The sequence below is a fragment of the Microbacterium sp. SD291 genome (assembly GCF_017355365.1).
Lineage (GTDB): Bacteria > Actinomycetota > Actinomycetes > Actinomycetales > Microbacteriaceae > Microbacterium.
Genome location: NZ_JADIJR010000014.1, coordinates 40,648 through 66,498 on the forward strand (window position 1 = coordinate 40,648; position 25,851 = coordinate 66,498).

31 protein-coding genes are annotated in these 25,851 nt (G+C 68.0%); 18 read left to right on the forward strand and 13 right to left on the reverse strand.

Going from position 1 to position 25,851, the window contains the following annotated elements; genetic code table 11:
* The first annotated feature begins 121 nt into the window (after positions 1–121).
* Positions 122–682: an orotate phosphoribosyltransferase gene (gene pyrE, locus IPV10_RS09765; RefSeq protein WP_207483238.1), complete on the forward strand. Its 561-nt coding sequence runs from the start codon at positions 122–124 to the stop codon at positions 680–682.
* A gap of 17 nt (positions 683–699) precedes the next feature.
* Entirely contained in the window at positions 700–1,599 is a 900-nt protein-coding gene (locus tag IPV10_RS09770; RefSeq protein WP_207483240.1) for an ROK family protein, read from the forward strand.
* A gap of 19 nt (positions 1,600–1,618) precedes the next feature.
* Here IPV10_RS09770 and IPV10_RS09775 read toward each other — a convergent pair whose 3' ends face one another.
* The 8 genes from IPV10_RS09775 to IPV10_RS09810 form a co-directional block, all read right to left on the reverse strand.
* Positions 1,619–1,798: a hypothetical protein gene (locus IPV10_RS09775; protein WP_207483242.1), complete on the reverse strand. Its 180-nt coding sequence runs from the start codon at positions 1,796–1,798 to the stop codon at positions 1,619–1,621.
* On the reverse strand, positions 1,795–2,364 hold the full coding sequence (locus IPV10_RS09780; protein WP_207483244.1) for a YdeI family protein: 570 nt from the start codon (positions 2,362–2,364) through the stop codon (positions 1,795–1,797). The genes IPV10_RS09775 and IPV10_RS09780 overlap by 4 nt, the downstream gene beginning before the upstream one ends.
* A 13-nt stretch (positions 2,365–2,377) precedes the next feature.
* Positions 2,378–3,193, reverse strand: coding sequence for an HAD-IIA family hydrolase (locus IPV10_RS09785; RefSeq protein ID WP_207483246.1), 816 nt, complete (start codon positions 3,191–3,193; stop codon positions 2,378–2,380).
* Between the two features lie 251 nt (positions 3,194–3,444).
* The gene (locus tag IPV10_RS09790) at positions 3,445–4,077 is read right to left on the reverse strand and encodes a metal-dependent transcriptional regulator (protein ID WP_207483248.1); all 633 of its coding nucleotides are present in this window, start codon (positions 4,075–4,077) and stop codon (positions 3,445–3,447) included.
* Positions 4,078–4,097: 20 nt separating this feature from the next.
* Complete coding sequence (locus IPV10_RS09795) at positions 4,098–4,388, reverse strand: hypothetical protein (RefSeq protein ID WP_242684831.1); 291 nt, start codon at positions 4,386–4,388, stop codon at positions 4,098–4,100.
* 20 nt (positions 4,389–4,408) lie between these two features.
* Positions 4,409–5,269, reverse strand: coding sequence for a metal ABC transporter permease (locus tag IPV10_RS09800; protein WP_207483250.1), 861 nt, complete (start codon positions 5,267–5,269; stop codon positions 4,409–4,411).
* A complete protein-coding gene (locus IPV10_RS09805) occupies positions 5,266–6,006 on the reverse strand; it encodes a metal ABC transporter ATP-binding protein (RefSeq protein WP_207483252.1) in 741 nt (246 codons plus the stop codon). The genes IPV10_RS09800 and IPV10_RS09805 overlap by 4 nt, the downstream gene beginning before the upstream one ends.
* Complete coding sequence (locus tag IPV10_RS09810) at positions 6,003–6,923, reverse strand: metal ABC transporter substrate-binding protein (RefSeq protein ID WP_207483254.1); 921 nt, start codon at positions 6,921–6,923, stop codon at positions 6,003–6,005. Before IPV10_RS09810 ends, IPV10_RS09805 begins: the two co-directional genes overlap by 4 nt.
* A 78-nt stretch (positions 6,924–7,001) precedes the next feature.
* On the opposite strand from IPV10_RS09810, the gene IPV10_RS09815 reads away from it, so the two are divergent.
* The 5 genes from IPV10_RS09815 (at position 7,002) to IPV10_RS09835 (ending at position 11,307) form a co-directional block, all read left to right on the forward strand.
* Positions 7,002–7,652 carry a TrmH family RNA methyltransferase gene (locus tag IPV10_RS09815; protein WP_207483256.1) on the forward strand — a complete coding sequence of 217 codons (651 nt, stop codon included), beginning with the start codon at positions 7,002–7,004 and terminating at the stop codon, positions 7,650–7,652.
* Between the two features lie 52 nt (positions 7,653–7,704).
* Positions 7,705–8,877, forward strand: coding sequence for a sensor histidine kinase (locus tag IPV10_RS09820; RefSeq protein WP_207483258.1), 1,173 nt, complete (start codon positions 7,705–7,707; stop codon positions 8,875–8,877).
* Positions 8,874–9,530 carry a response regulator transcription factor gene (locus tag IPV10_RS09825; RefSeq protein ID WP_207483260.1) on the forward strand — a complete coding sequence of 219 codons (657 nt, stop codon included), beginning with the start codon at positions 8,874–8,876 and terminating at the stop codon, positions 9,528–9,530. Before IPV10_RS09820 ends, IPV10_RS09825 begins: the two co-directional genes overlap by 4 nt.
* Positions 9,531–9,705: 175 nt before the next feature.
* Positions 9,706–10,818, forward strand: coding sequence for a hypothetical protein (locus IPV10_RS09830; protein WP_207483262.1), 1,113 nt, complete (start codon positions 9,706–9,708; stop codon positions 10,816–10,818).
* A 21-nt stretch (positions 10,819–10,839) separates the two neighbouring features.
* On the forward strand, positions 10,840–11,307 hold the full coding sequence (locus IPV10_RS09835; RefSeq protein WP_207483264.1) for a VOC family protein: 468 nt from the start codon (positions 10,840–10,842) through the stop codon (positions 11,305–11,307).
* A 6-nt stretch (positions 11,308–11,313) separates the two neighbouring features.
* Here the strand turns inward: IPV10_RS09835 and IPV10_RS09840 are convergent, their stop codons facing one another.
* Positions 11,314–12,180: a hypothetical protein gene (locus IPV10_RS09840; protein ID WP_207483265.1), complete on the reverse strand. Its 867-nt coding sequence runs from the start codon at positions 12,178–12,180 to the stop codon at positions 11,314–11,316.
* 136 nt (positions 12,181–12,316) lie between these two features.
* Between IPV10_RS09840 and IPV10_RS09845 the strand changes: the two genes are divergently transcribed.
* Positions 12,317–12,640, forward strand: coding sequence for a hypothetical protein (locus IPV10_RS09845; protein WP_207483267.1), 324 nt, complete (start codon positions 12,317–12,319; stop codon positions 12,638–12,640).
* 7 nt (positions 12,641–12,647) lie between these two features.
* On the opposite strand, the gene IPV10_RS09850 is transcribed toward IPV10_RS09845, so the two are convergent.
* Positions 12,648–13,970 carry an MATE family efflux transporter gene (locus tag IPV10_RS09850; RefSeq protein WP_207483269.1) on the reverse strand — a complete coding sequence of 441 codons (1,323 nt, stop codon included), beginning with the start codon at positions 13,968–13,970 and terminating at the stop codon, positions 12,648–12,650.
* A 61-nt stretch (positions 13,971–14,031) separates the two neighbouring features.
* Complete coding sequence (locus tag IPV10_RS09855) at positions 14,032–15,498, reverse strand: HNH endonuclease signature motif containing protein (RefSeq protein WP_207483272.1); 1,467 nt, start codon at positions 15,496–15,498, stop codon at positions 14,032–14,034.
* Between the two features lie 115 nt (positions 15,499–15,613).
* Here IPV10_RS09855 and IPV10_RS09860 point away from each other — a divergent pair, with 115 nt between their 5' ends.
* Complete coding sequence (locus IPV10_RS09860; RefSeq protein ID WP_207483274.1) at positions 15,614–16,156, forward strand: DUF1992 domain-containing protein; 543 nt, start codon at positions 15,614–15,616, stop codon at positions 16,154–16,156.
* A gap of 40 nt (positions 16,157–16,196) precedes the next feature.
* On the opposite strand, the gene IPV10_RS09865 is transcribed toward IPV10_RS09860, so the two are convergent.
* Positions 16,197–16,931 carry an NYN domain-containing protein gene (locus tag IPV10_RS09865; protein ID WP_207483276.1) on the reverse strand — a complete coding sequence of 245 codons (735 nt, stop codon included), beginning with the start codon at positions 16,929–16,931 and terminating at the stop codon, positions 16,197–16,199.
* A gap of 95 nt (positions 16,932–17,026) precedes the next feature.
* On the opposite strand from IPV10_RS09865, the gene IPV10_RS09870 reads away from it, so the two are divergent.
* Positions 17,027–17,206 carry a hypothetical protein gene (locus IPV10_RS09870; RefSeq protein ID WP_207483278.1) on the forward strand — a complete coding sequence of 60 codons (180 nt, stop codon included), beginning with the start codon at positions 17,027–17,029 and terminating at the stop codon, positions 17,204–17,206.
* 270 nt (positions 17,207–17,476) lie between these two features.
* Here the strand turns inward: IPV10_RS09870 and IPV10_RS09875 are convergent, their stop codons facing one another.
* A complete protein-coding gene (locus tag IPV10_RS09875) occupies positions 17,477–17,821 on the reverse strand; it encodes a hypothetical protein (RefSeq protein WP_207483280.1) in 345 nt (114 codons plus the stop codon).
* A gap of 634 nt (positions 17,822–18,455) precedes the next feature.
* On the opposite strand from IPV10_RS09875, the gene IPV10_RS09880 reads away from it, so the two are divergent.
* From IPV10_RS09880 to IPV10_RS09915, 8 genes are all read left to right on the forward strand, one after another.
* Entirely contained in the window at positions 18,456–18,659 is a 204-nt protein-coding gene (locus IPV10_RS09880) for a Flp family type IVb pilin (protein ID WP_207483282.1), read from the forward strand.
* A 102-nt stretch (positions 18,660–18,761) separates the two neighbouring features.
* Positions 18,762–19,166 (forward strand): TadE/TadG family type IV pilus assembly protein, encoded by a 405-nt coding sequence (locus IPV10_RS09885; RefSeq protein WP_242684832.1) that lies wholly within the window; start codon positions 18,762–18,764, stop codon positions 19,164–19,166.
* Positions 19,163–20,224 carry a TadE/TadG family type IV pilus assembly protein gene (locus IPV10_RS09890; RefSeq protein WP_207483286.1) on the forward strand — a complete coding sequence of 354 codons (1,062 nt, stop codon included), beginning with the start codon at positions 19,163–19,165 and terminating at the stop codon, positions 20,222–20,224. Before IPV10_RS09885 ends, IPV10_RS09890 begins: the two co-directional genes overlap by 4 nt.
* Before the next feature lie 81 nt (positions 20,225–20,305).
* Positions 20,306–21,070 carry a Flp pilus assembly protein CpaB gene (locus IPV10_RS09895; RefSeq protein WP_207483288.1) on the forward strand — a complete coding sequence of 255 codons (765 nt, stop codon included), beginning with the start codon at positions 20,306–20,308 and terminating at the stop codon, positions 21,068–21,070.
* Positions 21,067–22,464: an AAA family ATPase gene (locus IPV10_RS09900; RefSeq protein WP_207483290.1), complete on the forward strand. Its 1,398-nt coding sequence runs from the start codon at positions 21,067–21,069 to the stop codon at positions 22,462–22,464. The genes IPV10_RS09895 and IPV10_RS09900 overlap by 4 nt, the downstream gene beginning before the upstream one ends.
* Positions 22,461–23,999, forward strand: coding sequence for a CpaF family protein (locus IPV10_RS09905; protein ID WP_207483292.1), 1,539 nt, complete (start codon positions 22,461–22,463; stop codon positions 23,997–23,999). Before IPV10_RS09900 ends, IPV10_RS09905 begins: the two co-directional genes overlap by 4 nt.
* On the forward strand, positions 23,996–24,952 hold the full coding sequence (locus IPV10_RS09910) for a type II secretion system F family protein (protein ID WP_207483294.1): 957 nt from the start codon (positions 23,996–23,998) through the stop codon (positions 24,950–24,952). Before IPV10_RS09905 ends, IPV10_RS09910 begins: the two co-directional genes overlap by 4 nt.
* Positions 24,949–25,845, forward strand: a complete 897-nt coding sequence (locus tag IPV10_RS09915) for a type II secretion system F family protein (protein ID WP_207483296.1) — start codon at positions 24,949–24,951, stop codon at positions 25,843–25,845. The genes IPV10_RS09910 and IPV10_RS09915 overlap by 4 nt, the downstream gene beginning before the upstream one ends.
* Positions 25,846–25,851: the final 6 nt, after the last annotated feature.

Consider the following 25,851-nt stretch of genomic DNA (forward strand, 5'->3'; position numbering starts at 1 on the left):
CGAACAGTTACTTTCGCATGACGGAATACTACGCCATCAAGACCGGCTGTGTCCAGGGGCGCGCTTCCCTCATCGCCGGCCGCCTCCGAATCAGGGTGTCACGCCTTCTACACTGGATGCCGTGACCGCACTCGACGCAGACCGCCAGACCCTTCTCGACCTGATCAAGGACGAGGCGGTGTTCCACGGCGACTTCACCCTCTCCAGCGGCAAGAAGGCGACGTACTACGTCGACATGCGCAAGCTCACTCTGGACCATCGCGCGGCCCCCGCGATCGGGCGCATCATGCTCGACCTGATCGGTGACCTCGACGTCGCCGCCGTCGGCGGGCTCACCCTCGGCGCCGACCCGATCGCCAACTCGGTGATGCACGCCTCGGTCGGCACCGACCGCCCCCTCGACGCCTTCGTCGTGCGCAAGGAGCCGAAGGACCACGGGCGCGGCCGTCAGGTCGAGGGCGCCGACATCAAGGGCAAGCGCGTCGTCGTCCTTGAAGACACGTCCACCACCGGGCAGTCCGCGCTCAAGGCCGTCGAGGCCCTGCGCCGCGAAGGCGCGGAGATCGTCGCGGTCGCGGTGATCGTCGACCGCAAGACCGGCGCGCAGGCCGCCATCGAGGCCGAGGGTCTCGAATGGCGCGCAGCCTTCGACCTCGACGACCTCGGGCTCGACCCGCAGTGACCGGCTCGCCCGCTGCCATGCAGTACGCGCTCGCCGTCGACATCGGCGGCACGAAGATGGAGGCCGCTCTCGTCCGAGGCGACGGAACCGTCGTCGACGGCAGCCGCAGTCGCCGGCCCACGGGCCGCGAGGCGACCTCCGACTCTCTGCACGCCGCCGTCGCCGCGATCGTCTCGCACGCGCTGGCCGCTCTTCCCGACGGTGCGGAGCTCGCCGGCGCCGGCATCGGCAGCGCAGGACCCGTCGACCGCACGGACGGCACGATCCTGCCGGTGAACATGCCGCTGGCCCGGGGCTTCGCCCTCGTCGAGTCCGTCCGCACCGCGGCATCCGCCGTGCTCGGCCGCGACGTCCCGACCACTCTCGGGCACGACGGCGGTGCGCTCGCGCTCGCCGAATCCTGGCTGGGTGCGACGCAGGATGCCGGCGCATCACTGTCGATCGTGGTGTCCACCGGTGTCGGCGGCGGCTTCGTCGTGAACGGCGCGTACATCCCCGGCGCGACCGGCAACGCCGGGCACCTCGGCCAGGTGCGACGCGAGGGAGGGCTGACTCTCGAGGAGATCGCGTCAGGCCCCGCGAGCGCCGCCTGGGCGCAGCAGCAGGGCTGGGCGGGAAACACCGGTGAGGACCTGGCGAAGGATGCCGCAGCCGGCGTCGCGGTCGCGCGCGCGGCGATCGAGCGCTCGGCCCGCGCGGTCGGGGAGGCGCTGGCGGATGCCGCGACCCTCGTCGACCTCGACGTCGTCGCGATCGGCGGCGGCTTCTCGCGGGTGTCGGCAGACTACATCGACCTCGTGCAGCAGGCGCTCACCGCGAGCGCCGCGCACGAGTACTCGCGGCGCACCCGCGTGGTGCGCTCCGGCCTCGGCGACGAGGGCCCGCTCATCGGCGCGGCCGCGCTCGTCCTGCGCTGACGCGCAGTAACGCCGGCGCTCAGCGCCTGCGGTCGTCGTCGTCCCAGGGACCTTCCCACCAGCCCGCGCGGCCGTCGCCGTCTCCCTGGCCGTCGCCGGGGCCTCGGCGGCGCGAGCGGAAGAACTGCACCGCGAACACGATGAGCGAGGTGGAGGTGATCAGGATGAGCACCAGGAACAGCAGGTCGGACTGGGTCATGGTCGCTTCCCCTCCGCGGCATCCGCCACGATCTTCGCGATGCGGGCGGCACGCGTCTCGACGCGCTTCGCCGTCGCGATCTGCGTGAGCCCGAGCTTCTTCACCGACTTCGGGAACGCGTCCCAGTTCGCCCTGGCTGCGGGCGCGGCGTCGAGGGCCTCGGCGAACTCCGGCGGCTCGATCCCCGCCTCCGGTCCGTCGAGCATGGTCCACGACCCGTTGGCCTTCGCGACCTCGATCGCGCGGACGCCGGCGGGCGCGAGCATCCCGGCGGCCTCCAGTTCGGCGAGGCGCGCCTTGTTCGTCGCCGCCCAGCCGCTGGCCGCCCGTCGCGGCGAGAACCACTGCCCCACGGTCTGGTCGTCGAACGTGCGCACGGGGCCGTCGATCCAGCCGAAGCACAGCGCGTGACGCACCGCGTCCTCGTAGCCGACGCCGGTGGCGTCGTTGCCGCGCACGCTCAGCAGCCACACCCCGGCGGCGCGGCCGTGACTCTCCTCGAGCCAGGTGCGCCAGGCCGCAGCATCCGCCGCCCTGATCCGTTCGCCGTCGTCGAGCGCGCCCATGTCAGTGCTCCCGTCAGTGCTTCGCGTCGGGGATCGTCTTGATCGTGTCGGTGATGCGGGGGAGCAGGTCGGCGACCGACTGCACGATCTCGTCCGGGCGGAACGGGTACTTCTCGATCTCGGCCTGGTCGCTGATGCCGGTGAGCACGAGCACGGTGTGCAGTCCCGCCTCGATGCCGGCGACGACATCGGTGTCCATCCGGTCGCCGATCATGCCGGTGCGCTTCGAGTGCGCGCCGATCTTGTTCAGCGCCGAGCGGAACATCATCGGGTTCGGCTTGCCGACCACGTACGGCTCCTTGCCGGTGGCCTTCGTGATGAGAGCGGCGATCGCGCCCGTGGCGGGGAGCGGTCCGTCGGCGCTCGGGCCGGTGGCATCGGGGTTCGTCACGATGAACCGGGCACCGGCGAGGATCAGCCGGATCGCCTTCGTGATCGCCTCGAAGGAGTAGTTGCGGGTCTCGCCCACCACGACGAAGTCGGGGTTCGTCTCGGTCATGATGAAGCCGGCGTCGTGCAGGGCGGTGAGGATCCCCGCCTCGCCGATCACGAAGGCGGAGCCGCCGGGCACCTGCGACTGCAGGAAGTCGGCGGTCGCGAGAGCCGACGTCCAGATGCGCTCCTCCGGCACGATGAGGCCGCTCGCGCGGAGGCGGGCTGAGAGGTCGCGCGCGGTGAAGATCGAGTTGTTCGTCAGCACCAGGTAGGGGATGTCGCTGCTCTCCCAGCCGGCGAGCAGCTCGGATGCTCCGGGGATGGCGTCGTTCTCATGGACGAGCACGCCGTCCATGTCGGTGAGCCAGCATTCGATGTCGTCTCGTTGAGCCATGTGCCCAGCCTAGGGCGCACAGGTTTCAGGCAGGTGTCGCGCTCGGCGGCGCCACAACTCCGGAGATCCGGGGCGAAACGGGCGGATTCGGGGGCTCGGCGGCTCGAAGTGCAGCAATTCTCCGGAGTCATGGCGCGCGCCCCCGTGCACAACTCCTCAGAATCGGCGCGCAGACGCCCGATTCCGGGGTGATCGGCACCGCAGCCGTGGATTCCGGAGGAATTGTGAACGGGCGGCGGCGGACAGCGCAGCTACGCGCTCAGCCAGACGACCTCGGCCGCGCCCTCCGGCAGGGTGACGGACGCGCCGTCGAGCTCGACGCCGGATGCCGTGACGACGACGGGCGAGCCGACGGTCAGCCCCAGCGATTCGAGGTCGCGCAGCAGCTCCGGGTCGCGGTCGTCCACCCGCAGCACGCGCCCGGAGTGCCCGGCCGGGGCGTCGGCGAGAAGCACGAACGGCACCCGGTCGATGATGCCATCGGCGTCAGGGATCGCGTCGCCGTGCGGGTCGAACCGCGGCCGTCCGAGGCGCTCGTCGATGCCCTCGAGCAGCCTGTCGCTGATGGTGTGCTCGAGCACCTCGGCCTCGTCGTGCACCTCGTCCCAGCCGTAGCCGAACTCCTGCACGAGCCAGGTCTCGATCAGCCGGTGGCGGCGGACCATCGCGAGCGCCCGCTGAGTTCCGGCATCCGTCAGCCGCACCGCGCCGTACGGCACGTGCGAGACGAGACCGGCGGCGGCGAGCTTCTTCACCATCTCGGTCACCGATGACGGGGCGATGCCCAGCTTCGCCGCGAGCACCGACGGGGTGATCGGGGCGTCCTGCCACTCGGTGTGCGCGTAGACGGTCTTGAGGTAGTCGTCTGCCGCCGGGGATGCCACGATTCCAGCCTACGGCAGGGTCAGCTCGTCGCCGCAGCGAGGATGCCGTAGGCGACCTGCCCCGCGAAGAACACGACGCCGAAGCCGAGAAGGGCCGCGGCGAGCGAGAGCCGGCCGTCGAAGCCGGGCACGTCGGCGATGCCGGCCTTGCGCGCCCGGAACGCGAGCACGAGGGTCGCGATGCCGAGTGCGAGCTGCACCCAGGGGCCGCCGGCGGGCAGCACCGTCGGGAAGGCGATCAGCAGGGCGCCGATCACGCCGGTCGCGAGGCCGATCCAGGTGAGGGTGCGAACCTTGGCTGCGGCAGTCATCCTTCGAGCCTATCCCGCGCTCATCGGCGTGCCGGATGCCGTCGGCGCAGCAGGCTGCGGATCACGCCCTGGCGCGGGCTGAACAGGTAGACCAGCGCGAAGACGCAGCCCTGCACGAGCACGACGAGACCGCCGGATGCCGCGTCGAACCAGTAACTGAGGTAGATGCCGACGACGGACGACACCGCCGCGATGGCCGGTGCGACGACGAGCATCGTGCCGAACCGGTCGGTCAGGAGGTACGCGGTGGCGCCGGGGATGATGAGCATCGCGACGACCAGGATGACGCCGACGACCTGCAGCGCGACGACCGCGGTGAGTGCGAGGACGCTCAGCAGCAGGGCGCCCAACAGCCGCGGCGACAGGCCGATCGCGAAGGCGTGGGCGGGGTCGAACGCGTACAGCGTCAGGTCGCGTCGCTTCACGATCAGCAGGACGAACGCGGCGACCGCGAGCACCGCGATCTGGACGAGCTCCGCCACGGAGATGCCGAGGATGTTGCCGAAGATGATGTGGTTGAGGTCGGTCTGACTCGGCGTGACCGAGATCAGCACGAGACCGAGGGCGAACAGCGTGGTGAACACGATGCCGATCGCGGCATCCTCCTTCACCCTGCTGGTGCCGCGGATGAGGCCGATCAGGCCCACCGCCAGGAACCCGAACACGAGAGCGCCGATCGCGAACGGCGCCCCGACGACGTAGGCGAGCACGACGCCCGGCAGCACGGCGTGCGACACCGCGTCGCCCATGAGCGACCAGCCGATCAGCACCAGCCAGCACGACAGCACCGCGCACAGGATCGCGGCGACGACGGTCGCGGCCAGTGCGCGCACCATGAATTCGTACTGCAGGGGCTCCAGGAGGAAGTCGAGGATCGTCATTCCTCTCCCTCCCTGCCGAGGATGTCGAGTCCGAAGGCGCGCGCCAGCTGATCGGGGCTGAGCGCCTCGTCGACGGACCCGTGGAAGAGCACGCGCCGCAGCAGCAGCACGGCGGCGTCGGCGAGCGCCGGGATCGCGTGCAGGTCGTGCGTCGAGACCAGCACCGTCCGCCCCTCGGATGCCGATTCGCGCAGCAGCCGCACGATCATCGCCTCCGACTTCTTGTCGACGCCGGCGAACGGCTCGTCCAGCAGCAGGATGCGGGCGTCCTGCGCGATGCCGCGGGCGACGAACACGCGTTTGCGCTGCCCGCCTGACAGCTGGCCGATCTGCCGCTCGGCGAGGTCGGTGAGCTCGACGCGCTCCAGGGCCCGGTCGACGATCTCGCGGTCGGTCCTGTGCGCACGCCTGGTCGGCCCGAGGTGGCCGTAGCGGCCCATCATCACGACCTCCCTGACCGAGACGGGGAAGGCCCAGTCGACGTCCTCGCTCTGCGGGACGTATCCGATCGTGCGGCGCTTGCGGGCCTCGGCTGGCGTCACGCCGTCGAGCGTGACCTTCCCGCGCTCGGGCCTGACCATGCCGGTGAGGGTCTTGAAGAGCGTCGACTTGCCGGAGCCGTTCATGCCGACGAGCGCCGTGACGCGCCCGCTCGGGATGCTCAGCGACACGTCGTCGAGCGCGACCACGTCGCCGTAGCGCACCGCGACTCCCTCGACCTCGATCGCGGCGGTCATGAGTCACCGCCCGTGAGCGCCCGCACGATCGTCTCGGAATCGTGGCGGATCAGCTCGAGATACGTCGGCACCGGGCCATCCGCCTCGGACAGCGAGTCGACGTACAGGATGCCGCCGAACTCGGCAGCCGTCGCCTCCACCACCTGGCGCATGGCCTTGTCGGACACGGTCGACTCGCAGAACACGGCGGGCACGTCGTTGTCGTCGACGTACTCGATCGCGCGCTTGATCTGCTGCGGAGTCGCCTGCTGCTCGGCGTTGACCGGCCAGATGTACGCCTCGGTGAGGCCGGCGTCCCTGGCGAGGTACGAGAAGGCGCCCTCGCAGGTGACGAGCGCGCGCTGGCGCGCCGGGAGGGCCGAGAGCTCGGCGACGAGCTCGTCGTTCACGCTCTGGAGGGTCGCCTTGTAATCTTCGCCGTTCTGCGCGAAGTCCTCGGCGTGCGCCGGGTCGAGCTCGCTGAAGGCGGCCACCATGTTGTCGACGTAGACCTGCACGTTCAGGGGGCTCATCCACGCGTGCGGGTTCGGCTTTCCGGAGTACGCGTCCTCCGTGATGTCGATCACCTCGATGCCCTCGGACACGACCACGTGCGGCACGTCGACCGACTCGACGAACTGCGAGAACCACGCCTCGAGGTTCAGGCCGTTGTCGAGGATCAGGTCGGCCTCCGTCGCCTTCGTGATGTCGCGCGGCGTGGGCTCGTACCCGTGGATCTCGGCGCCCGGCTTCGTGATGGAGGCGACCTCGAGGTGGTCGCCGGCGACATTGTCGGCGATGTCGGCCAGCACGGTGAACGTGGTCAGCACGAGGGGGCGATCGGATGCCGGCGCGTCGGGTCGCACTCCGCAGGCCGCGAGCGGCAGGAGGAGCGCGGTGAGGAGTGCTCCGGTGAGGACGCGACGACTTTGAGGCATGCCGAAATCCTAGCGGATTTTTCGGTACGCCTAAATAACCTGTCGTCGGCCGGGATCCGCGCCGGATAGCCTGGCTGGATGGATGAGCAGACGCCGGACGCTTCGACCGGCTCAGCGACCCAGCCGGGGTACGGCGTCGGCCCCTGGCCGGGCGGCGAGGCGGAGTGGCCGGAGGGCGAGCACTACGACCCCGAGCTGCTCGCGACCGGCGACACCCGCAACGTGATCGACCGCTACCGCTACTGGCGGATGGAGGCCATCGTCGCGGATCTCGATCTGCACCGGCATCCGTTCCATGTCGCGATCGAGAACTGGCAGCACGACATGAACATCGGCTCGATCGTGCGCAGCGCGAACGCGTTCCTCGCCGACACCGTGCACATCATCGGACGGCGCCGGTGGAACAAGCGCGGCGCCATGGTGACGGACCGGTATCAGCACGTCGTGCACCACGAGGACGTCGAGACCTTCGCCGCGTGGGCGGCCGCCGAGGGCATCCCGATCGTCGCGATCGACAACGTCGAAGGGGCCGTGCCGGTCGACCGTGCCGAGCTGCCGCAGCGCTGCGTGCTGCTGTTCGGACAGGAGGGCCCCGGCCTGTCGGAGGCTGCGCTCGCCGCGGCATCCGCTCATGTCGAGATCACCCAGTACGGCTCGACCCGCTCGATCAACGCGAGCGCCGCGGCGGCCGTGATCATGTACGAATGGTGCCGGAGGTACGCGGGCTGAATCACCCGCACGGGCGATCCGGTGCGCGAGGGCGCGTGAGAGCATGAGGGCGATGCGGACCGAATCGTCACAGGCAGCGGCCGGCTGGCGCGCGTGGCTGCGCGTCGACGCCGTGGTGGCGCTCGTCGCGGCCACGATCATGCTGCCTGCGAGCATCGCGCTGCTGACGGATCCGTCGACGAGGCCCGGGCCGGATGCCGTCTCCCTGGCGGTCGGCGCGTATGTCGTGCTGCACCTCGCGACGCTGCTGGCGGTGCGGCATCCGCTCGTCGCGTACGGCGTCGCGAGCGTCGCGATGTGCGTGCTGGCGCTGGTGCCGGGGATCCAGGCCGTCTCGGGCGCCCTGTTCCCGTCGGCTGCCGCCTACCTGCTGGTGATCGCGCAGGTCGCGATGCAGACGAGCCTGCCGATGCGGGTCGCCGCTCTCGCCGGCGGCGTGTTCGGGGCGGCGCTGATCGCCTTCACCGAGCCGCGCTTCGACGACGCGATGCTGAAGATCGGGGCGTTCGTGGGGCTCAGCGGCGCGATCGCTGCGGCGTGGGCGATCGGTATCGTGCTGCGGCTGCGCCGCGCGCAGGCCGAGCAGCGGCTGCAGGCGCGCGTCGCGCAGGCGATCACGGACGAGCGGATGCGGATCAGCCGCGACCTGCACGACATCGTCGCGCACTCGATGACAGTGATGATCGCGCAGGCCGAGGTCGCGCGTGCGCTGCGCGACTCCGACGCCGAGCGCAGCGATCAGGCCCTCGGCGTGGTGATCGACACCGGACGCGAGGCGCTGCGCGGCATGCGCACGGTCGTCGCGGACGAGGCTCCTCGCGAGCCGCTGCCGACCGTCGCGTCGCTCGGTGCGCTCATCGACGCGGTGCGCACGCCTTCGGTCGACGTGCGTTTCGCGGAGATGGGTGCGGCCGGCAGGCTGCGTCCGGATGCCGCGGTGGCGCTGCACCACGCGGTGCGGGAGGCGCTCACCAACGCGATCCGGCATGTCGCGCCGCCGGTGCGCATCGACGTGAGCCTGGAATGGACGGCGGATGCTCTGCGCGCCGAGGTGTCGGACGACGGCGGCGCGGGGCCCGTCGGGAGCGAGCTCGGGAGCGGCATCGGCCTCGTCGGGATCGCCGAGCGCGTGCGGCTGGCCGGCGGGACGTGCACGGCGGGGGAGCGGCATCCGCGCGGATGGACGGTGCGGGTCGACCTCCCCGCGGAGAGGACGCCCGGATGACGCTGCGGGTGCTGATCGTCGACGACCAGGAGCTGTTCCGCGACGCGATCGCGGTGATGCTGGCACGTGATCCGCGCATCGACGAGGTGGTCGCGGTCGCGTCCGGTGAGGAGGCGATCACGCACGTCCGCGCGCACGCGGCCGACGTGGTGCTGATGGACATCAGGATGCCGGGGATCGACGGCATCGCCGCGACCCGCGAGGTGCTGCGGGCGCGTCCTTCGACGCGGGTGCTCGTGCTGACGACGTTCGACCTGGACGAGTACGTGTACGCCGCGATCCGTGAGGGGGCGAGCGGGTTCCTCACGAAGGACGCGAGCGCTGCGGAGCTCGCGGATGCCGCGGTCGCGGTGGCCGCCGGCGAACCGGTCATGTCGACGCGGGCGACGGCGGCGCTCGTCGGGTTCGTGCGCGACGGCGCGCCCGCGCGCACCCCCGAGGAGGCGCTGGCGGTGCTCAGCCCGCGGGAGCAGGAGATCGCCAGGGCGCTCGCCACAGGCTCGTCGAACGAGGAGATCGCCCGGCAGCTGTTCCTGTCGGAGAACACCGTGAAGACGCACGTCAAGGCCGTGCTCGCGAAGCTCGGCCTGCCCGACCGCGTGCACGTCGTGATCTGGGCGTACGAGAACGGCGTCCTCCGGCCCGGAGCCTGAGCCGCGCCCTTCCGGGTCTCTGGACCGCGCACCCCTCGGTCCCTGAGCCGCGCACTCTGGGTCCCTGAGCCGCGCACTCTGGGTCCCTGAGCCTGTCGAAGGGTCACCCGCGCGGGTGATCGGGTCGACCCGCGCGGGCGATGCCGCGGGATGACCACCTCGCGAGCATGGAGGCATGACAACTCGCACTCGCATCCTCGTCCTCTGCGCGTCGGCATCCGCGGCTCTGCATGTCGCCGTGATCAGCCTGCTGCGGATGCTCGTCCCCGGCTTCCTCGATGCGCTGCCGACCAGCCTTCTCGGGCGGTTCGGTCACGGCGTCGAGCTCGCGGTCGCGCTGACCGGAGCTCTCGCGGTGCTCGTTCTCGCCGTGCTCGCGCTCGCCGCAGAGCGCACCTCACGCGACGCCATCCCTCGCGGCGCCGTTCGCGGCGCCGCGCTCCTCACAGGCTCCCTCCTCGCCGCCACCACACCAGGGGGCGTGATCCCGGTCGCCGGGTACACGTTCGCGATGACGGTGCTGATCGGCATCGCGGTGTTCATCGTCCTGACCGTGCTGCGCCGGCCCTGGCTCGGCATCCTGCTCGCCGTCGTCGCAGGCGGCGCGGTCGCCTATGCCGTGATCGCGCATGATGCGGCCTCGCTGCTGCCGAGAATGCTCGGCGCGTACGGCGCGATCCTCTCCGAGACGTCGCTCGCGCTCGCCCATGTCGTCGCCGCGGCGGGCCTGCTGGTGTGGGCGGTCACCGACGCGAGGACCGTGCCAGGGCGGATCGCCGGTCTCGTGCTGCGGCACCGGGTCGCGATCACGGCGATCGCCGCCGCCTGCGCGCTGCCGTACGTGCTCGCCAGGGCGAGCTGGCTCACCCCGTGGCCGCTGTTCGGCGGCAGCGCCGAGATGTTCGACGCCGATCCGTCCGTCCGGGTGATGGGCCTCGTGCTCGGACTCGGGATGCTGACGGGCGGCGTTCTCACGCTCGGACTCGTGCTGCCGTGGGGCGAGCGGTTCCCACGCTTCCTCGCAGGACTCGGCGGAAGGCCGGTTCCGGTGGCACTCGTCGTGATCCCGGCGAGCATCGTGAGCGTGCTGTTCACGGCAGCGGGGATCGAGTTCGCGATCGAGGGCGTCGGGCAGGCGAAGGAGCACCTCTACCTGCTGCTGATGTTCCCGTTCTGGCTCTGGGGCCCGCTGCTCGGCTTCGCGACCTGGGCGTACGCGATGCGGCGGGCGCAGCATCCGCTGGCCGGCAATGACCCTCGACAGTCCGCGGTCGCGGGCGTAGCGTGAGTGCCGACCAAGGAGGCCGACATGGCAGCGCTCACCCCCATCCGCCCGTTCCTGTGGTTCGACGGAAGTGCGCAGGAGGCGATGGAGTACTACGTCTCGGTGTTCCCGAACTCGTCGATCGACCAGGTCGCCAACTACCCGGATGAGTCGCTCGACCAGCACTTCCAGGGCATGGGCGGCAAGGTGATCAACGGCGAGTTCACGCTCAACGGCGTGCCGTTCGGATGCCTCGACGGGGGCCCGCTGTTCACGTTCAACGAGTCGATCTCGTTCGTGATCTCGTGCGCCGACCAGGCCGAGATCGACTACTACTGGGGTGCGCTGTCGGCCGTGCCCGAGGCCGAGGCCTGCGGGTGGTGCAGGGACAGGTTCGGGGTCAGCTGGCAGGTGCTTCCGGCGGATCTCGGCGCACTGATGCAGAGCCCCGAGCAGATGCAGACGTTCATGGGGATGAAGAAGATCGTGATCGCCGAGCTCGAGAACGCCTGACGGTGCTCACCCCAGGCGTGCCGAAACGCTGAGGTCGTCGCGTGCGGTGACTCGCACGTCGGTGAGGCGCGGGCCGTCGCCGTCGAGGGGGAGGTCTTCGTTGAGGTCGATGGTCTTCCCGATCTGCGCCCGCACCTGCCGCCTGATCATGCGCAGCGCGAAGGCGACCAGCGGATTGCGGCTGCCGAGCTCGAGGTCCCGGACGGCGACGACGCCATCCGAGGAGACGCCGATGCGCGCACTCCCGCGGGCCGACGCTCCCAGCAGGCGCCATCGGATGCCGGCGGCGCCTTCGATGCGGATGCCGTCGGCGCCGTCCTGCACGACCGTCGCGTCGAGACTGCGGAGGTGGATGCCGCCGCTCTCGAGCAGCGGGCGGATGACGGCGGTGAGCAGCGGCGCGAGATCATCGGAACGGAGCGAGGCGGTGACGGAGCCGTGCATCCCCGCTCCGTCGTTCGCGAGATCCATGCCGTGGATCGTCTCCGGATGCGCGGGATCGACCGGCTCCGCATGGAGCAGCCAGTCCACCGCAGCATCGTGAAGCCGGAGGTCGAATCTCAGCGAGATGCCCTCGATCCGCATCGGCTCAGCGGTGATCCTGGCTGTTCGCAGGTTTCCGCGGGTCCTCTGGACGACTTCAGGCTCGGCCGGTGGCGGCGTGACGGCGGGGAGCTCTCGTTCCGGGTGCAGGCTCAGGTCCACGCCTGTCGCATCGATCAGGAGGTTCTCGACGTCTGCGCCTGACACGTCGGCGGTGATGCGCACGTCGTCGAGACCGCGCACCGTCTCGGCGTCGCTCGGCTGCAGGCTCACGCGGATCCAGCGGATCAGCGTCTCGGAGTCGCCAGGCCAGGTCAGTGCGGTCGTCATGGTTCAACATCCTGCCGCAAGCTCGAGTACGAGCAGGTCGGGAGCTATCGGTCTCGGCTGCGGAGTCTGCTGACCGCCGGCGGGCTGGGATCGGCGACGAACTGATGAGCGTCTGCTCCGGCTGTAGGTTGTGGCCATGACTCCCGTTCCCACGCCTCCGCCGGTCGCTCCTGTGACGTTCCTGCCGGTGGAGCCGGATCCTGGATTCCTCGGCGGGATGGCCGGGGGCTTCTTCGGACTCGGGATGCTGGCGCTCCTGTTCTGGCTGATTCCCACTGCGCTCATCGTGTGGGGCACCTATTGGCTGATCCGGCTCGCTGTCCGTCATGGCTCCATGGACGCCATGAGGTGGCAGGCGACAGGCAGTCCCAAGAAGCCGAAGGAGCGTCCGATGCGGCACTCGCAGCCGCCGAGCTCATCGGGGCGGACGACGAGAAGTCCCGGTCCTCGGGACTGGTGACGCTCGGCTACTCGCCGATTGCGACCCAGCGCCCCGAGCGCACTCGCCAACCGAGGGTGCCGAGGCGGGCGAGCAGATACACGCCGAAGAACGCGACCGAGAGCCAGATCAGGCCGGCGCTGCCGTCGACGCCGGTGGCCGCGATGATCCAGAGCGCTGGCAGGAACGGCACGAGGTTGAGCACGCCGACGATCGCCAGGTAGCGGGCGTCGTTCGCGCCCATCAGCACGCCGTCGAGCACGAAGACGACGCCCGCCACGGGTTGCGCGACCGCCAGCACGAGCAGTGCCGGCTGCACGAGCGTCGCGACGGTCTGGTCGCCGGTGAAAACGATGCCGAGCACGCCGGAGAGGGCGGCGATCAGGGCGCCGACGATCACTCCGAACCAGGCGCCCCAGGCCACGGTGCGGCCGAGCACGCGATGCACCTGCTGCTCGTCTCCTGCGCCGAGTTCCTTGCCGATCAGCGCCTGGGCGGCGATCGCGAGCGCGTCGAGGGCGAAGGCTGCGGCCGAGAAGATCGTGAACACGATCTGCCAGCCGGCGAGCTCGTCGGTGCCGATGCCGGTGGCGATGCCGACGGTCGCGAGGAGCGCGATCCGAAGGCTCACGGTGCGCAGGAACATCCAGCCGCCGGATCGGGCGGTGCTGCGGATGCCGGCGCGCTGCGCTCGCAGCGAGGCGCTGTGCTTCGCGGCCAGGCGCTGCACGACGAGCGCGTAGGCGGCGACCATGGCCCACTGCGCCGTCACGGTGCCGACGGCTGAACCCGCGATGCCCCAGCCGAGGCCGTAGATGAAGACGGCGTTGAGCACGGCGTTGGCGGCGAAGCCGAGGCCCGCGATCCAGAGGGGCGTCACCGTGTCCTGCATGCCGCGCAGCAGCCCGGTGGCCGCGAAGACGATCAGCATCGCGGGCAGTCCCCACATCGAGATCAGGAGGTAGGAGTTCGCCTCGGCCGCGACCGCCTCGCTCGCGCCGAACAGCGAGATCAGCCAGGGGGTGGAGACGGCGCCGATCACCGCGAGGACAGCGCCGAGCCCGAGCGCGAGCCACATGCCGTTGATGCCGACCGAGACCGCGTCACCGTGTTCACCGGCGCCGAAGCGGCGGGCGACGGCAGGGGTGGTCGAGTAGGCGAGGAACACCATCAGTCCGACGATCGTCTGCAGCACGGCACCGGCGATGCCGAGCCCGGCGAGAGGCGTGGTGCCGAGGTGCCCGACGAGGGCGGCATCGACGATGAGGAAGGCCGGCTCGGCGATCAGCGCACCGAATGCGGGGACGGCGAGGCGCAGGATCTCTCGATTGAGGGAGGCGCGCGCGGTCACTCTCAGAGCCTATGGGGTGGCCAGAGCCTATGGGGTGGCGGGGACGTTCCCTCGGACTGCGTCAGACGAACATCACGCGGCGGGGCGGTGGATCCGCATACGCCCGTCCGAGCGGACTGGTCCACTGGATCGACCCGTCTGGCAGCGCCCACGCCGACCACCGAAAACGATCGTCGATGTCCGGATGCTTGAGCGTGTGGTGACCGGTACAGAAGTGACACAGATTGCCGACAGCGGTGCGCCCGCCCTTGGCGTGGTCGTGGTTGTGGTCGATCTGGCAGCGGTGCACGGGCATCCGGCAGCCGGGGAACCGGCAGTGCTGATCGCGAGCGCGCAGGAACCGGCGCATCGATTCCGTCGGTGCGTAGGCGTCGGTCTCGACCACCATTCCGGTCGAATCGAGGAAGAGCCGGGACCATCCGCCGTCGCGTCCGGCGATGGCGCGTGCGATGTCGGGGTCGAGCGGACCGTGTCCGTCGAGTTCCGCGAGCTTGTCGTCGGCGTCTGCGAGCGTCGAGGCGGCGATCGTGACCTGCAGTCGAGCGGTGATGTTGTCGAGAGCGGTGCCGTGCGCCTCGGTCGGGTCGCTCGCCAGCAGCAGATCGGTGAGCAGATCGACGCGGACCTGGTTGAGGGTGCGGGTGTCGGCGGGGATGTGCTCGACGTCATCGGCATCCGCACCGCCGCTGACCGGGCCGCCGCTGAACGGGCCGCCGAACGGGTCGGTGGTGAACGTGTCGGACTCACCGAAGATCACATCGCTTCCCCAGGCCGCGTCGTAGGACGGGTCTTCGGGCGAGATGTCTTCGGGGAACACCGGGTCTGGGCCGTCGTCGATCACGGACGGGTCGAGCACGGGCTCCCGGTCGTCGCGCGTCTCGATGACCTGTCGGGCCAATTGGGTGAGCCGGTCGAGGATCGCGACGGCGAGGTACTCGGGGAGGACGACGGTGAGCAGGGCGAGGCCGTCGCCGACCGGACGGACCGTGACGGTGCGTTCGCCGGCCGCTCGACGGTGGCGCTCGGTCACAGTCTCTCCGACGAGGGCCGAGGCGATCTGCCGGACGTGCGCGCGAGTGCGGAACGGTGACTCCATCTCGGTGACGACGAGGGCCGCAGCGTCGTAGGCGGCCAGCACCGCGGCATCCGCCTTCTTGTTGAGCACCGCTTCGCGGACGACACCGCCCGCGTTGACGACCTCGCGCACATGGGCCGCCGAGATCAAGCCGTTCTGGAACGCCTCGCGCACCGAAGGCAGCCACGACTCGAGGGCCACGGCGTCGGCGAACGCGCCTTCCATGCTGCCCGTGGCCCGTCGGCCCGCCGCCGCGTACTCGGCGACCATGGACCGCTTGATCGCGTCACGGTGGCGCGGATACTCTGCCACGTCTTCATCCATCAGCCGGGCGCGCTCGGCGAGCAGATGGGCCGACTTCGCCTCCAGCCGGGCGATCTCACGCTGCGTCTCGTGCCACTCGTCGAGCAGCGCGAGACGCTGTTCGGGGTCGAGATCGGAGGAGAAGGTCATGGCTCCAGTTTAGAACATAACTTCGAGAAAGGGAAGAGGTGATCCGCGGATTTTCGGCCTTTTCGGTCGACTTCACGACATACGCTGGAACGAACGGATGCCGCGGAGGTGCACGATGACCGACCCACGTGAGGCCGCAGCGCGATACCGCGCTCGACAGCAGAACGACGAGGCGGATGCCGCCGAAGAGGGTGGCGCCGCGCCGGGCGCCGGTGCGGCCGTCGACCGCGCCGCATTCATCGAGACCGCCATCCAGCTCGCGATCCGCCGAGGCGACTTCGATGACCTTCCCGGCGCAGGGAAGCCGCTCGAGGGGCTCGGCACGCATCACGACCCGGACTGGTGGATCAGGCGCAAGATCGAGACCGAGAACCTGACCGGCCTCGGGCCGCCCGCCATCCTGCTGCGGAACGAGGCCAGCGAACTGGACGACCAGCTCGACCTGCTCGGCCGCGAGGAGGACGTGCGCGAGGTGCTCGCGGACTTCAATCGCAGGGTCGTCGAGGCTCGGCGCCAACTGCTCGGCGGGCCGCCGGTCGTCACGACGCCGCGGGACGTGGATGCCGAGGTCGGGGCGTGGCGGGAGCGGCGGGAGGCACGCCTGCGGCCGTCGGAGTCTGAGCTGCCGCGCAGGCGGGGATGGTTGCGCCGGCGCTGACCTCGGCGCCGGCGCGAGTCGGAACTGCCTTGCGTGGGTGTCAGTTTCCGGTGCGCTTGTCGGCCTTCAGCTGGAGACCGCCGCTGGCCCGTGCCTCGACGAGGAAGAGTTCCGTCGCGCGCACCAGGTCGGACAGCTTCGCGTAGCCCCAGTTCCGCGGGTCGAAGTCGGGCCGGTTCTTGCGCATCAGCGAGCCGACCGCCGAGAGATTTGCCCAGCCGCTCTCGTCCGAGGCCGAGGCGACACTCTGCCGCAACCCGGATACAAGTTTGGTGTCGGCCCGCAGTCTCGGAGAGGGGACTCGCTCAATCGAAGAAGTGGTGGGTTCTGCTGCGGGTTCGTTGAGCACTTCGAGATACGTGAACTGATCGCAAGCGTTCCGGAACGCTTCGGGTGTCTTGCGCTCGCCGAAGCCGTAGACGGTGACGCCCTCTTCTCTGATGCGTGAAGCGAGGCGAGTGAAATCGCTGTCGGAAGAGACGATGCAGAAACCGTCGAATCGCCGTGTGTAGAGCAGGTCCATGGCGTCGATGATCAAGGCACTGTCGGTCGCGTTCTTGCCGGTCGTGTTCGCGAACTGCTGCATCGGCTGGATGACGTGCTCGCTCGCGAGCGGTTTCCAACTCCTCAGGGTCGGGCTGGTCCAGTCGCCATAGATCCGCTTGACCGACGCGGTCCCGAACCTGGCGACCTCAGTGAGAACCGCGCCGATTGTGAGGGGCGGCACGTTATCGGCGTCGATGAGGACGGCCAGAAGATCATTCTGCTTTGCCATCAGCCCAGCATGGCAGTACGAATGGTGGGCCTTTCGCAGTCACCCATGCAGATGCCTGGAGAGCCTCCTGCCGTGCGCCGGCGCCGCGGACGACCGTGCTGCGAAGCGAGGTCAGCGAACTGAACGACCAGCTCGACCTGCTCGGCCGCGAGGAGGACGTGCGCGAGGTGCTCGCGGACTTCAATCGCAGGGTCGTCGAGACTCGGTGTCAGCTGCTCGGCGGGCTGCCAGTCGTCACGTCGCTGCGGGACGTGCATGCCAAGGCGGAAGCGTAGTGGCAGCGGCGGGAGGCGCGTTACCGACCGCCGGAGCATGAGACGCCGCACAGGCGGGGGATGACTGCGCCGGCGCTGACCTCGTGCGCGTGGCGTGAAGTGCCCTTATTGAAGTTGCGCTACCTCAACTTGAGTGGCGCGATCTGCGTTTAGTGTTCGCATGGCGAAAGGTCAGCCGTCCCAAGCAGGTCGGAGAGTGTGACGCAACGCTAGCTGCGCGGATCGACGCATCGGCGATGTCGCCGCAATCGGCAAGATGCCAAAGTTGATCTATTGATTGAGGGATGCCGCGTACTCGGTGGCTGACTGCAGCATCTCTTCTTCTGTGACAAAGTCATCGTCCGGACGCAAGGTTGGGCGATCGAACTCCAGCCCGTTTGTGCACAGGACATCGTCGTGCCAGTTGTCGTCGTACGTCGGGTCCCAGTGACACGTCCACGGCGCGGCGACGAGCAGTGTCTCGCCAGCCGGCGGCGCATCGGATGCAGGCTCCGTAATGTCGATCGAAGGAGCGGTTCCGTTCGGGCTGAGGCCGCTCTCCGACAGGAGGTAGCCAGTGGCCGCGAATGCAACGATTCCGAGCGCGGCGATCGGCCAGATGCGTTTCGACCTCATTCGGATGATCCTTCCAGAGCATTCTCGTCCGAAGGCGCTCGTGGACACCCAGAAGTGGTGGTTGGGGTAAGCCGAACATTGCGGAGGTGGTTGTAACCGCGAGCTCTGACCCCCCCCCCAATAGTGGTGGCTGGCCGAAGGTGGCGACGCTCCAGTGTCTCGGCTGCCCCCTCCGCCGCACACTGGGTCGTGATCTCAAGTTCGAGCAGGGGCTCTTTCTGCGTTGCTGACCCAATGGCATGAGCAAGCGCCGCTCGCTGGGGATCGGGGACATCGGAATGGGAGGCGCTTCTGACATACGTCGACTGGGAAGTCGGCCAGCGACCCGGCGGTAGACGACGCAGAGGTCCACGGGGGTCGTACCGCGCCAATCTTGGAACCGGAGTCTCGCATATGTTGAACCGGCGTCTCAGTTGGGAGCAGAGGCGCGATTCGTCGTGGCTTGACTTTCTTCAAGTCGCGTGATGAAACCGTGACAATTGAGACTTGCGGGCAGTATCTCGGTTCGCCACTATGTACGTAGATGCGGCGTGGGCTGGGGAAAACCTACGCATCACTGGGGACGCTCTGCACTGGGGGCTCTGCACGTTTTGTGGCCGTGTCATTTTTTCATGACCCAGAAAGGTTGCAAATCATGCTGAAGGCATTCACCAAGGCACAGGCGTTCGTCAACTCGCTCCGCGAGGAGGAGGAGGGCGCGACCGCCGTCGAGTACGGCCTCATCGTCGCACTCATCGCCGCCGTCATCATCGCCGTCGTGATCCTGCTCGGCGGGGAAATCCGACAGGCATTCCAGACCATCGTCGATGGGATCCCGGGCGGCCCCGCAGCCCCGTAAGTTCCCTAGTGAAGGGTGGTGGGCCAACGAAGCGGTCCGCCACTCTTTGCTCATTGTTCCAGGCCTGCACGGCAACGCGAGTGGGGAAAGTCGATGATCCGGATGTCCGGCGAGCGCGGTGCCGCTGCGGTGGAGTTCGCACTCGTGGTTTCGCTGTTGATGGTATTGCTGCTCGGCATCTTTGAGTTTGGACGTATGTTCAATGAGCAGATCGCGGTGTCAAATGCGGCACGCGAGGCAGCTCGCGTGATGGCGATCACCGACAGCGTCAGTGATGCACAGGCCGCTGCAGTGGCCTCGTCGGCGCCAAGCCTCGATCCCGATCTGACGCCCGGTCAGGTGGGGTTGAGCGTAGCGACATGTGTCGGCAACGAAGGCGAACCTGTCGTCGCGACGGTGACGTACCCGGCCGTGTTGCCATTTGCCGGCTTCTTGGGGCTGGTGTTGCCCGACGGCGGCACCACGTTGGAACTGACTGGATCGGGGCAGACAGTATGCGGTGGTTGAATGCTTGGAAGCGCGCAGAGCGTGGCGCGACCGCGGTGCTTGTTGCGATCTTGATGGTGCCGCTGGTGGGTATCTGCGCACTCGCAGTCGACGTCGGCGCGCTGTTCGCTGAGCGGGCGCAACTTCAGAATGGTGTCGACGCGGCTGCCCTGGCGGTCGCCTCCGCATGCGCCAAAGATCAGTCCGACTGCGAGACGAGAAAGATCACCATCGCCCAGGACTACCTCGACGGCAACGCCTCGATTCCGCGCGACGCCACGGTCGATGCCGTCGTGATCGATTCCACAGAGGACACGGTCACGGTCACCGCCCGCACGAACGTCGATCACATCTTCGCGAGCGTGATTGTCGACGGCTCCAGCGAGCAGGTCGGCGCATCCGGTTCCGCCGAATGGGGCAGCCCCGTCGCCGGCGGCGTGCTACCGCTTGGATTCGGCAATTGTGAGTTCGAGGATGCGGTTATCTCGGAGCCCGGAGCGACTGATAACCGAGTCACGATCGAGCTTGGAGTCCTGGACCGCGCGGGTTGCGATCCCACAGACAACCCCGGTGGCTTCGGCTGGCTCGAGGACGACAACTGTGCCGTTCACATCGACTTTGAGACCACGGATCCAGATGAGTTATGGATGCTCGGCACGGGTGGTGGTGTCGGTGCTGGCGGCGCCGGTTGCGGGAGCATCAATGGATGGCTCCAGCCGCGCCTCAACACTGTGATCCTGATTCCTGTCTTTGACCGTCACAAGAATGTCGCGGCGAGCGCACCTGCCTGCACGGCCGCGGCGCCCGATAGCGGTTCGAAGCACTGTTATCACATCTCGCAGTTCGCTGCGTTTTACCTCACCGGTGGCAAGATCGGCTCGTTCCAGCAGTCGGATCCGTATGCCGATGCGAACGATCCGCCGGCAGGCGGGGCCAACGGTTACCTCCAGGGCAATTTCGTCAAGTACGTCTCCGTCGATGAACTGGAGTTTGAACTCGGCGACGGCGATGAGTCCAGCGGTATCCGAGTGGTACGCCTGATCATCACTGCCGAAGAACTTGCCGATCTGACCGGCTGAAGCTGGTCCTGGACCCTCCAACCCCTGTTTATCTTCACGCCCGTGACCCTCGCGTGGCATCGACATTGAAGGCATAGCCACATGAAGACCCGCATCATCGGCGCCATTCTCGCGCTCGTCCTCGCTGTCGTCGGAGCATTCGTGCTCGTTAGTTACGTACGAGGCGCTGATCTCCGGGCGCAGCAGGGTGCTGAGCTCACCGAGGTCTACGTTGTCAAGGAGGAGATTCCTCGGGGCACGCCGGGTGAGCAGATCAAGACCTTTGTTGTCGTGGATACGGTGCCGGAGAGGAACCTGGTGCCCGAAGCGGTCACCGACCTTACCGATCTCGAAGGGCTTCTCGCCGCCGCCAACCTGCTTCCCGGTGATCAGTTGAGCGCTGCTCGATTCGTGAAGCCCGCGGACATCGCTGAGTCCGGCGGCGTGCCGGTGCCGACGGGCATGCAGGTGCTGTCATTCACGCTCCCCGCGGACCGCGTCGTCGGCGGGGAAGTCAAGGCAGGCGACCGCATCGGCATGATCGGAACCCTTGAGCCAGACGAAGCTGGCGACGCTGAAGACATAATCAACCCGATCTCGCGCTTTGCGTTCCACGGTGTACTGGTCACTCGCGTACAGGGTGTTGCGAAGCCGACGGGTGACGGCCAAGAGGGTGAGACGGTCGAACAGGACGCGGGTTCGAGCATCATGGTCACGATCGCGCTCAGCGCGTTCGATGCCGAGCGCTGGGTCTGGTGGGCCCAGGGTGAACAAGAGAACGAGTACGCCGAAATGTGGCTCACCCTTGAGAACCCGACCACCGACAACTCCGGAGCGGCCGGAGTCTCTGTGGAGAACGCCTGGTGAGTGTCCCCTTTCTGCTCGTCAGCAGGTCTGCCGAGTTCGAAGCACGATTGCGTGAGTTGCTCGGCGGACGGCTCGCAGTCGTGCCGGGTGTCTATCTGACGTTCGGCGCCGAGGTGATCGCCGAACAAGCGGGCGATGCGCCGAAGATCGCGTTCCTCGGCCCTGTGTTGAACTTCGACGAGACCCGCTCTGTGGCGGAAGAACTCATCGCGCGTTTCCCCGACCTTGCGCTCGTCGTCGTGCGCGAGCAGCGCAGCGACCTCGAAGACTGGGTCGACGACCTGCATCTGCACGCCGTCGTCAGCCCGTTGGCGGCCGACGATGAGCTGAAGGAGCTGATCGCGCAGGTCGCCCGGTGGCTCATCAACGAGGGCAAGGCTGTCACTGACGACTTCCGCCCCCAAGCTGACCCACAGATCCATGAGCGGCGGCGCGCGTTCGCCGAACTCATGGGTGAGCCCGAAGAGGTCGTGTCCGAAGAGCCTGAACCTGCCGCTCTGCCGTCTGTGGACTCGGGGGACGTATCGCTCGCCGTCATCGCCGAAGAGGAGGAGGATCCGTCTGCGGAGGCGATTGACGTATTCGCTGAGACGGAGCCGCCGCAGTGGGAGTTTCCGCCTCTCGAATCCGACCAGCGGCCCGAGGCGATCGCGGTGCTCGCGCCCAAGGGTGGGCAGGGTAAAACGACTCTGTCGATCAATCTGGCCGCGGGCCTGGCTAAGATCGCACCGAACTCCGTCGTGCTGGTGGACGCCGACACACAGTTCGGTGACATCACCGCGGCTCTCGACCTCATGCCGGATGGCACGGTCGTTGAGGCGACCTCGGATGCCGCCGTCGACGAACTCATCCTGAAAACGACGCTGACCCATCACAAAGACAACTTCTTCGTAGTGGCGAGTGCCCCGTCTCCGGAGTTGGGCGACCAGATCACGCCGCACTCCCTCGGTCGTCTGATCCAGCAGCTGCGTGGGATCTTCAGATACGTCATCATCGACACCACCCCGGGTCTCAACGAGCAGACGCTCACGGTCATCGAGCACGTGACGGATGCGATCTTCGTCGCGAACCTCGCCGTTCCGTCGTTGCGCGCCCTTCGCACCGAACTCGAGATGCTTCGCACGCTCGGACTCATCCCCGCAAACCGCCGCATCGTCGTGAACCGGAGTGAGAAGCACATCGGCATCACGGTGAAGGATGCCGAGCACATCATCGGCGCGCCCGTCGATGTCGAGGTGCCTCGCTCAACTGCTGTGCTGCTTGCCAGCAACCGAGGGATTCCGCTTATCGACGATGACCCTCGGGATCACGCGGCACGCGCACTCATCGACCTCGTCACGCAGATCGCACCCGAGGCACGTTCCCGTTCTCTGAGGAGGCACCGCAGACCATGAGCCTCTATGACCGCCTGAATGCCAACCGACGCACCCCGGAGTCGCCCGATCCTGCCACGCACGTCGAGCCCGGAGAGCTGCCCGCCTGGGCCGCTCCCGACCAGCCCGATTCCGGAGCCTTCCCGCCCCCGCCGCCGGTCTTCGTGGAGAACGGAAGCGAAGCGCCGACCGGGTCCCAGAGCGGCGTAGAGGTCGCGTTCGGCCTGGCCGAAGCGCCCCCGCCCGCTCCGGTCGTCGATCCGCTCGCCGGGGTGAAGGAGAAGGCCGCGCAGGAACTGTTCGTTCGCATCGGAACCCGGCTCAACGACTCGACACTCACCGAGGCGCAGCTGCATGAACTCGCCCGTAAGGAGCTTGCGGAGATCGTCGCCGGAGAGCAGCTCGCGCTGACGATCGCCGAGCGCAACCGGCTGATCGACGACATTGGCGCCGACGTACTCGGTTACGGTCCGCTCGAGCCGCTGCTCGACGACGAGAACGTCACCGAGATCATGGTCAACCGCTTCGACAACATCTACGTAGAGGTTCGAGGGCGCATACTGCCCGTCGCTACGCGTTTCACCGGTGAACCGCAATTGCGCCGCGTGATCGAACGCATCGTCGCCCGGGTGGGCCGCCGCATCGACGAGTCCTCGCCAATGGTCGACGCACGCCTGCAAGACGGATCTCGTGTGAACGCCATCATTCCGCCGCTCGCGGTCGACGGTTCGTCGCTTACGATCCGAAAGTTCGCGGCGACCCCGTACACCGTCACCGACCTCATCGGCTTCGGCTCGCTTTCGCCCCAGGTCGCCGCGGTGCTCGACGCGGCTGTAAAGGCGAAGCTCAACGTGATCGTCTCGGGCGGTACCGGTACGGGAAAGACGACGTTGCTCAACGTGCTCTCCGCCTTCATCCCCGGCGACGAGCGCATCGTCACCATCGAGGACGCGGTCGAGCTGCAGCTTCAGCAGGAGCACGTGGTGCGCCTCGAATCCCGGCCGCCGAACATCGAGGGCCGAGGTGAGGTCACGATCCGAGATCTCGTGCGCAACTCGCTGCGCATGCGACCCGACCGCATCGTCGTCGGCGAGGTGCGCGGCGCTGAGTCGCTCGACATGCTGCAGGCGATGAACACCGGACACGAGGGGTCGATCTCGACGGTCCACGCGAACTCGCCGCGCGACGCGATCAGCCGCATGGAGACCCTGGTGCTGATGGCAGGGATGGATCTGCCCTTGCGTGCCATCCGCGAGCAGATCGCCTCGGCCGTCGATGTGATCGTGCAGATCCAGCGGCACAAGGACGGCGGTCGCCGCGTCACGCACGTGACCGAGGTGCATGGTATGGAGGGCGACATCATCACCCTGCAGGATGCCTTCGCCTTCGACTATTCTTCCGGCTTCGATCCCGAGGGTCGGATGCTCGGGCGGATCAAGCCGACCGGTGTCCGGCCCCGCTTCGCTGAGCGCATCGCCGATGCCGGGATCAACTTGCCGATGTCGCTGTTCCAGGAAGGCGTCTTCGACGATCCTCACCCTGGAGGGACCCGATGAACCCGATGCTTCTGGTCGGCGGCCTGGTACTCGGGGCGCTCTTTCTTTTCGTTCTTGTCTTCATGGTGATCGCCCCACCGGGCCCCCGCGTCGCGCGCGCACGTCGGCTCGCGCCGGGGCAGGCGCACGTCACCGCGCTTTCTCGGGCGACATTGCGCACGGCTGAGGCCCTCGATGCCGCAGGCGCGAAGAATCGTCGTCGGCTCTTTGGAGCCGAGGAGCTCGAACTCGCGGGAATCGAGACTGCCTCGTCGGGTTTCGTCATCTTGGTCGCCGCGGGTTCCGGGCTCCTCGCCTTGCTGGGCGCCGTGCTCGGCATAAGCAGAGGTTTGTCGCTCCTGCTAGCCCTCATTTTCGCGCTGCTCGGGCCGCTGCTCGCCAAGATTCTGCTCATAATTCGCACGTCTGCGCGCCGGGCGAAGTTCGCCGACCAGATCGACGACCTCGTGCAGATGGTCGCGGGGAACCTTCGAGCTGGTCACGGACTCAACCGTGCGATCGCAGCAGTTGCCGCAGAGAGTGATGCACCGGCATCCCACGAACTGGCCCGAGTGGTCAACGAAACGCGACTTGGACGACCGCTCGCCGATGCGCTGCACACGGTCGCACAGCGCATGCAGAGTACCGACTTCGAGTGGGTGACGCAGGCGATCGCGATCAGTCAGGAGACCGGCGGCAACCTCGCCGAGGTTCTTGATCAGGTCGGCGTGACCATTCGCGAGCGCGGCCAGATCCGCCGTCACGTCAAGGCGCTCTCAGCCGAAGGCCGGCTTTCCGCGATCATCCTCGTGATGTTGCCGATCGGCGTGTTCTTATTCCTCACCGTTGCAAACGCGGCATACATTTCGTTCTTTTTCACAACCGTGGTCGGTGTGATCGCGCTGATCGTGGCTGCCGTGCTGCTCATCGTCGGCACCATTTGGGTGTCGCACTCTGTGAAGGTGACGCTATGACGTCCCCGCTGATGTTCGCCATTGCCGGGGCCACAGCCCTGCTGTTCGGGGTGTTCGTCTTCCTGATGTTCCCTGCGCGCAAGAAGCGCACCGCGGCCACCGACCTCGCTGATGCCGAGGCTGCCGGCGCCGTGCTCGTGCCCCAGGTCGGCCCCGTGCAACAGGGGTCGATCGGTTCGCGTCTGGTTGCTGCGGCTCCTCGCGGATACATCGGCTGGCTCGAGAAGCAGGTCGTGTTCGCTGGCCGGCCCAAGGGGTGGACGCCGAGCACGATGGTCGTGTGGAAGATCGTGCTGCCCCTGATCGCGCTTCTACTGGGTCTGGTCGTGCTCGGTCGCACCGGATCGCCGCCGCTCGTCGTTCTGATGGTCTTCGTCGTAGTCGTGATCGCGTTCTTCCTGCCCGATGCGCTGATCAACTCGCGCGCGCATGATCGGCAGGAGGCGATCAAGCGCGCTCTGCCGGACACGCTTGACCAAATGACGGTCGCGGTCGAAGCCGGCCTCGGCTTCGATGCCGCGATGATGAAGGCCGCTCGTGGCGGGAGTGGACCATTGTCCGACGAGCTGGTACGAGTGCAGCAGGACATGGCGATCGGACGTACCCGCAAGGACGCGTTCCACGAGCTGGAGTACCGCACGAACGTCGACGAGCTGCGCCGTTTCGTTCGTGCCGTCGTGCAGGCCGATCTCTACGGCATCGCCCTCGGTGATGTGCTGCGCGTGCAGTCAGGTGAGATGCGTATCAAGCGGAGACAGCGCGCCGAGGAGCAGGCGCAGAAGGTGACGGTGAAGATCCTGTTCCCGCTGATTTTCTGTCTGCTGCCGGTGCTGTTCATCGTCGTCATGACGCCTGCTGTGGCAGGCATCATCGACGCCTTCAGCCGTACCTGACCACCT

Coding starts and splice junctions, on each gene's coding strand:
- IPV10_RS09775 (WP_207483242.1), bottom strand. CDS start 1,798: ATGACCCAGTCCGACCTGCTGTTCCTGGTGCTCATCCTGATCACCTCC.
- IPV10_RS09830 (WP_207483262.1), top strand. CDS start 9,706: ATGACAACTCGCACTCGCATCCTCGTCCTCTGCGCGTCGGCATCCGCG.
- IPV10_RS09845 (WP_207483267.1), top strand. CDS start 12,317: ATGACTCCCGTTCCCACGCCTCCGCCGGTCGCTCCTGTGACGTTCCTG.
- IPV10_RS09885 (WP_242684832.1), top strand. CDS start 18,762: ATGTCCGGCGAGCGCGGTGCCGCTGCGGTGGAGTTCGCACTCGTGGTT.
- IPV10_RS09810 (WP_207483254.1), bottom strand. CDS start 6,923: ATGCCTCAAAGTCGTCGCGTCCTCACCGGAGCACTCCTCACCGCGCTC.
- IPV10_RS09785 (WP_207483246.1), bottom strand. CDS start 3,193: ATGGCTCAACGAGACGACATCGAATGCTGGCTCACCGACATGGACGGC.
- IPV10_RS09820 (WP_207483258.1), top strand. CDS start 7,705: ATGCGGACCGAATCGTCACAGGCAGCGGCCGGCTGGCGCGCGTGGCTG.
- IPV10_RS09880 (WP_207483282.1), top strand. CDS start 18,456: ATGCTGAAGGCATTCACCAAGGCACAGGCGTTCGTCAACTCGCTCCGC.
- IPV10_RS09915 (WP_207483296.1), top strand. CDS start 24,949: ATGACGTCCCCGCTGATGTTCGCCATTGCCGGGGCCACAGCCCTGCTG.
- IPV10_RS09800 (WP_207483250.1), bottom strand. CDS start 5,269: ATGACGATCCTCGACTTCCTCCTGGAGCCCCTGCAGTACGAATTCATG.
- IPV10_RS09795 (WP_242684831.1), bottom strand. CDS start 4,388: ATGACTGCCGCAGCCAAGGTTCGCACCCTCACCTGGATCGGCCTCGCG.
- IPV10_RS09875 (WP_207483280.1), bottom strand. CDS start 17,821: ATGAGGTCGAAACGCATCTGGCCGATCGCCGCGCTCGGAATCGTTGCA.
- IPV10_RS09815 (WP_207483256.1), top strand. CDS start 7,002: ATGGATGAGCAGACGCCGGACGCTTCGACCGGCTCAGCGACCCAGCCG.
- IPV10_RS09825 (WP_207483260.1), top strand. CDS start 8,874: ATGACGCTGCGGGTGCTGATCGTCGACGACCAGGAGCTGTTCCGCGAC.
- IPV10_RS09855 (WP_207483272.1), bottom strand. CDS start 15,498: ATGACCTTCTCCTCCGATCTCGACCCCGAACAGCGTCTCGCGCTGCTC.
- IPV10_RS09835 (WP_207483264.1), top strand. CDS start 10,840: ATGGCAGCGCTCACCCCCATCCGCCCGTTCCTGTGGTTCGACGGAAGT.
- IPV10_RS09770 (WP_207483240.1), top strand. CDS start 700: ATGCAGTACGCGCTCGCCGTCGACATCGGCGGCACGAAGATGGAGGCC.
- IPV10_RS09910 (WP_207483294.1), top strand. CDS start 23,996: ATGAACCCGATGCTTCTGGTCGGCGGCCTGGTACTCGGGGCGCTCTTT.
- IPV10_RS09780 (WP_207483244.1), bottom strand. CDS start 2,364: ATGGGCGCGCTCGACGACGGCGAACGGATCAGGGCGGCGGATGCTGCG.
- IPV10_RS09905 (WP_207483292.1), top strand. CDS start 22,461: ATGAGCCTCTATGACCGCCTGAATGCCAACCGACGCACCCCGGAGTCG.
- IPV10_RS09865 (WP_207483276.1), bottom strand. CDS start 16,931: ATGGCAAAGCAGAATGATCTTCTGGCCGTCCTCATCGACGCCGATAAC.
- IPV10_RS09860 (WP_207483274.1), top strand. CDS start 15,614: ATGACCGACCCACGTGAGGCCGCAGCGCGATACCGCGCTCGACAGCAG.
- IPV10_RS09805 (WP_207483252.1), bottom strand. CDS start 6,006: ATGACCGCCGCGATCGAGGTCGAGGGAGTCGCGGTGCGCTACGGCGAC.
- IPV10_RS09895 (WP_207483288.1), top strand. CDS start 20,306: ATGAAGACCCGCATCATCGGCGCCATTCTCGCGCTCGTCCTCGCTGTC.
- IPV10_RS09840 (WP_207483265.1), bottom strand. CDS start 12,180: ATGACGACCGCACTGACCTGGCCTGGCGACTCCGAGACGCTGATCCGC.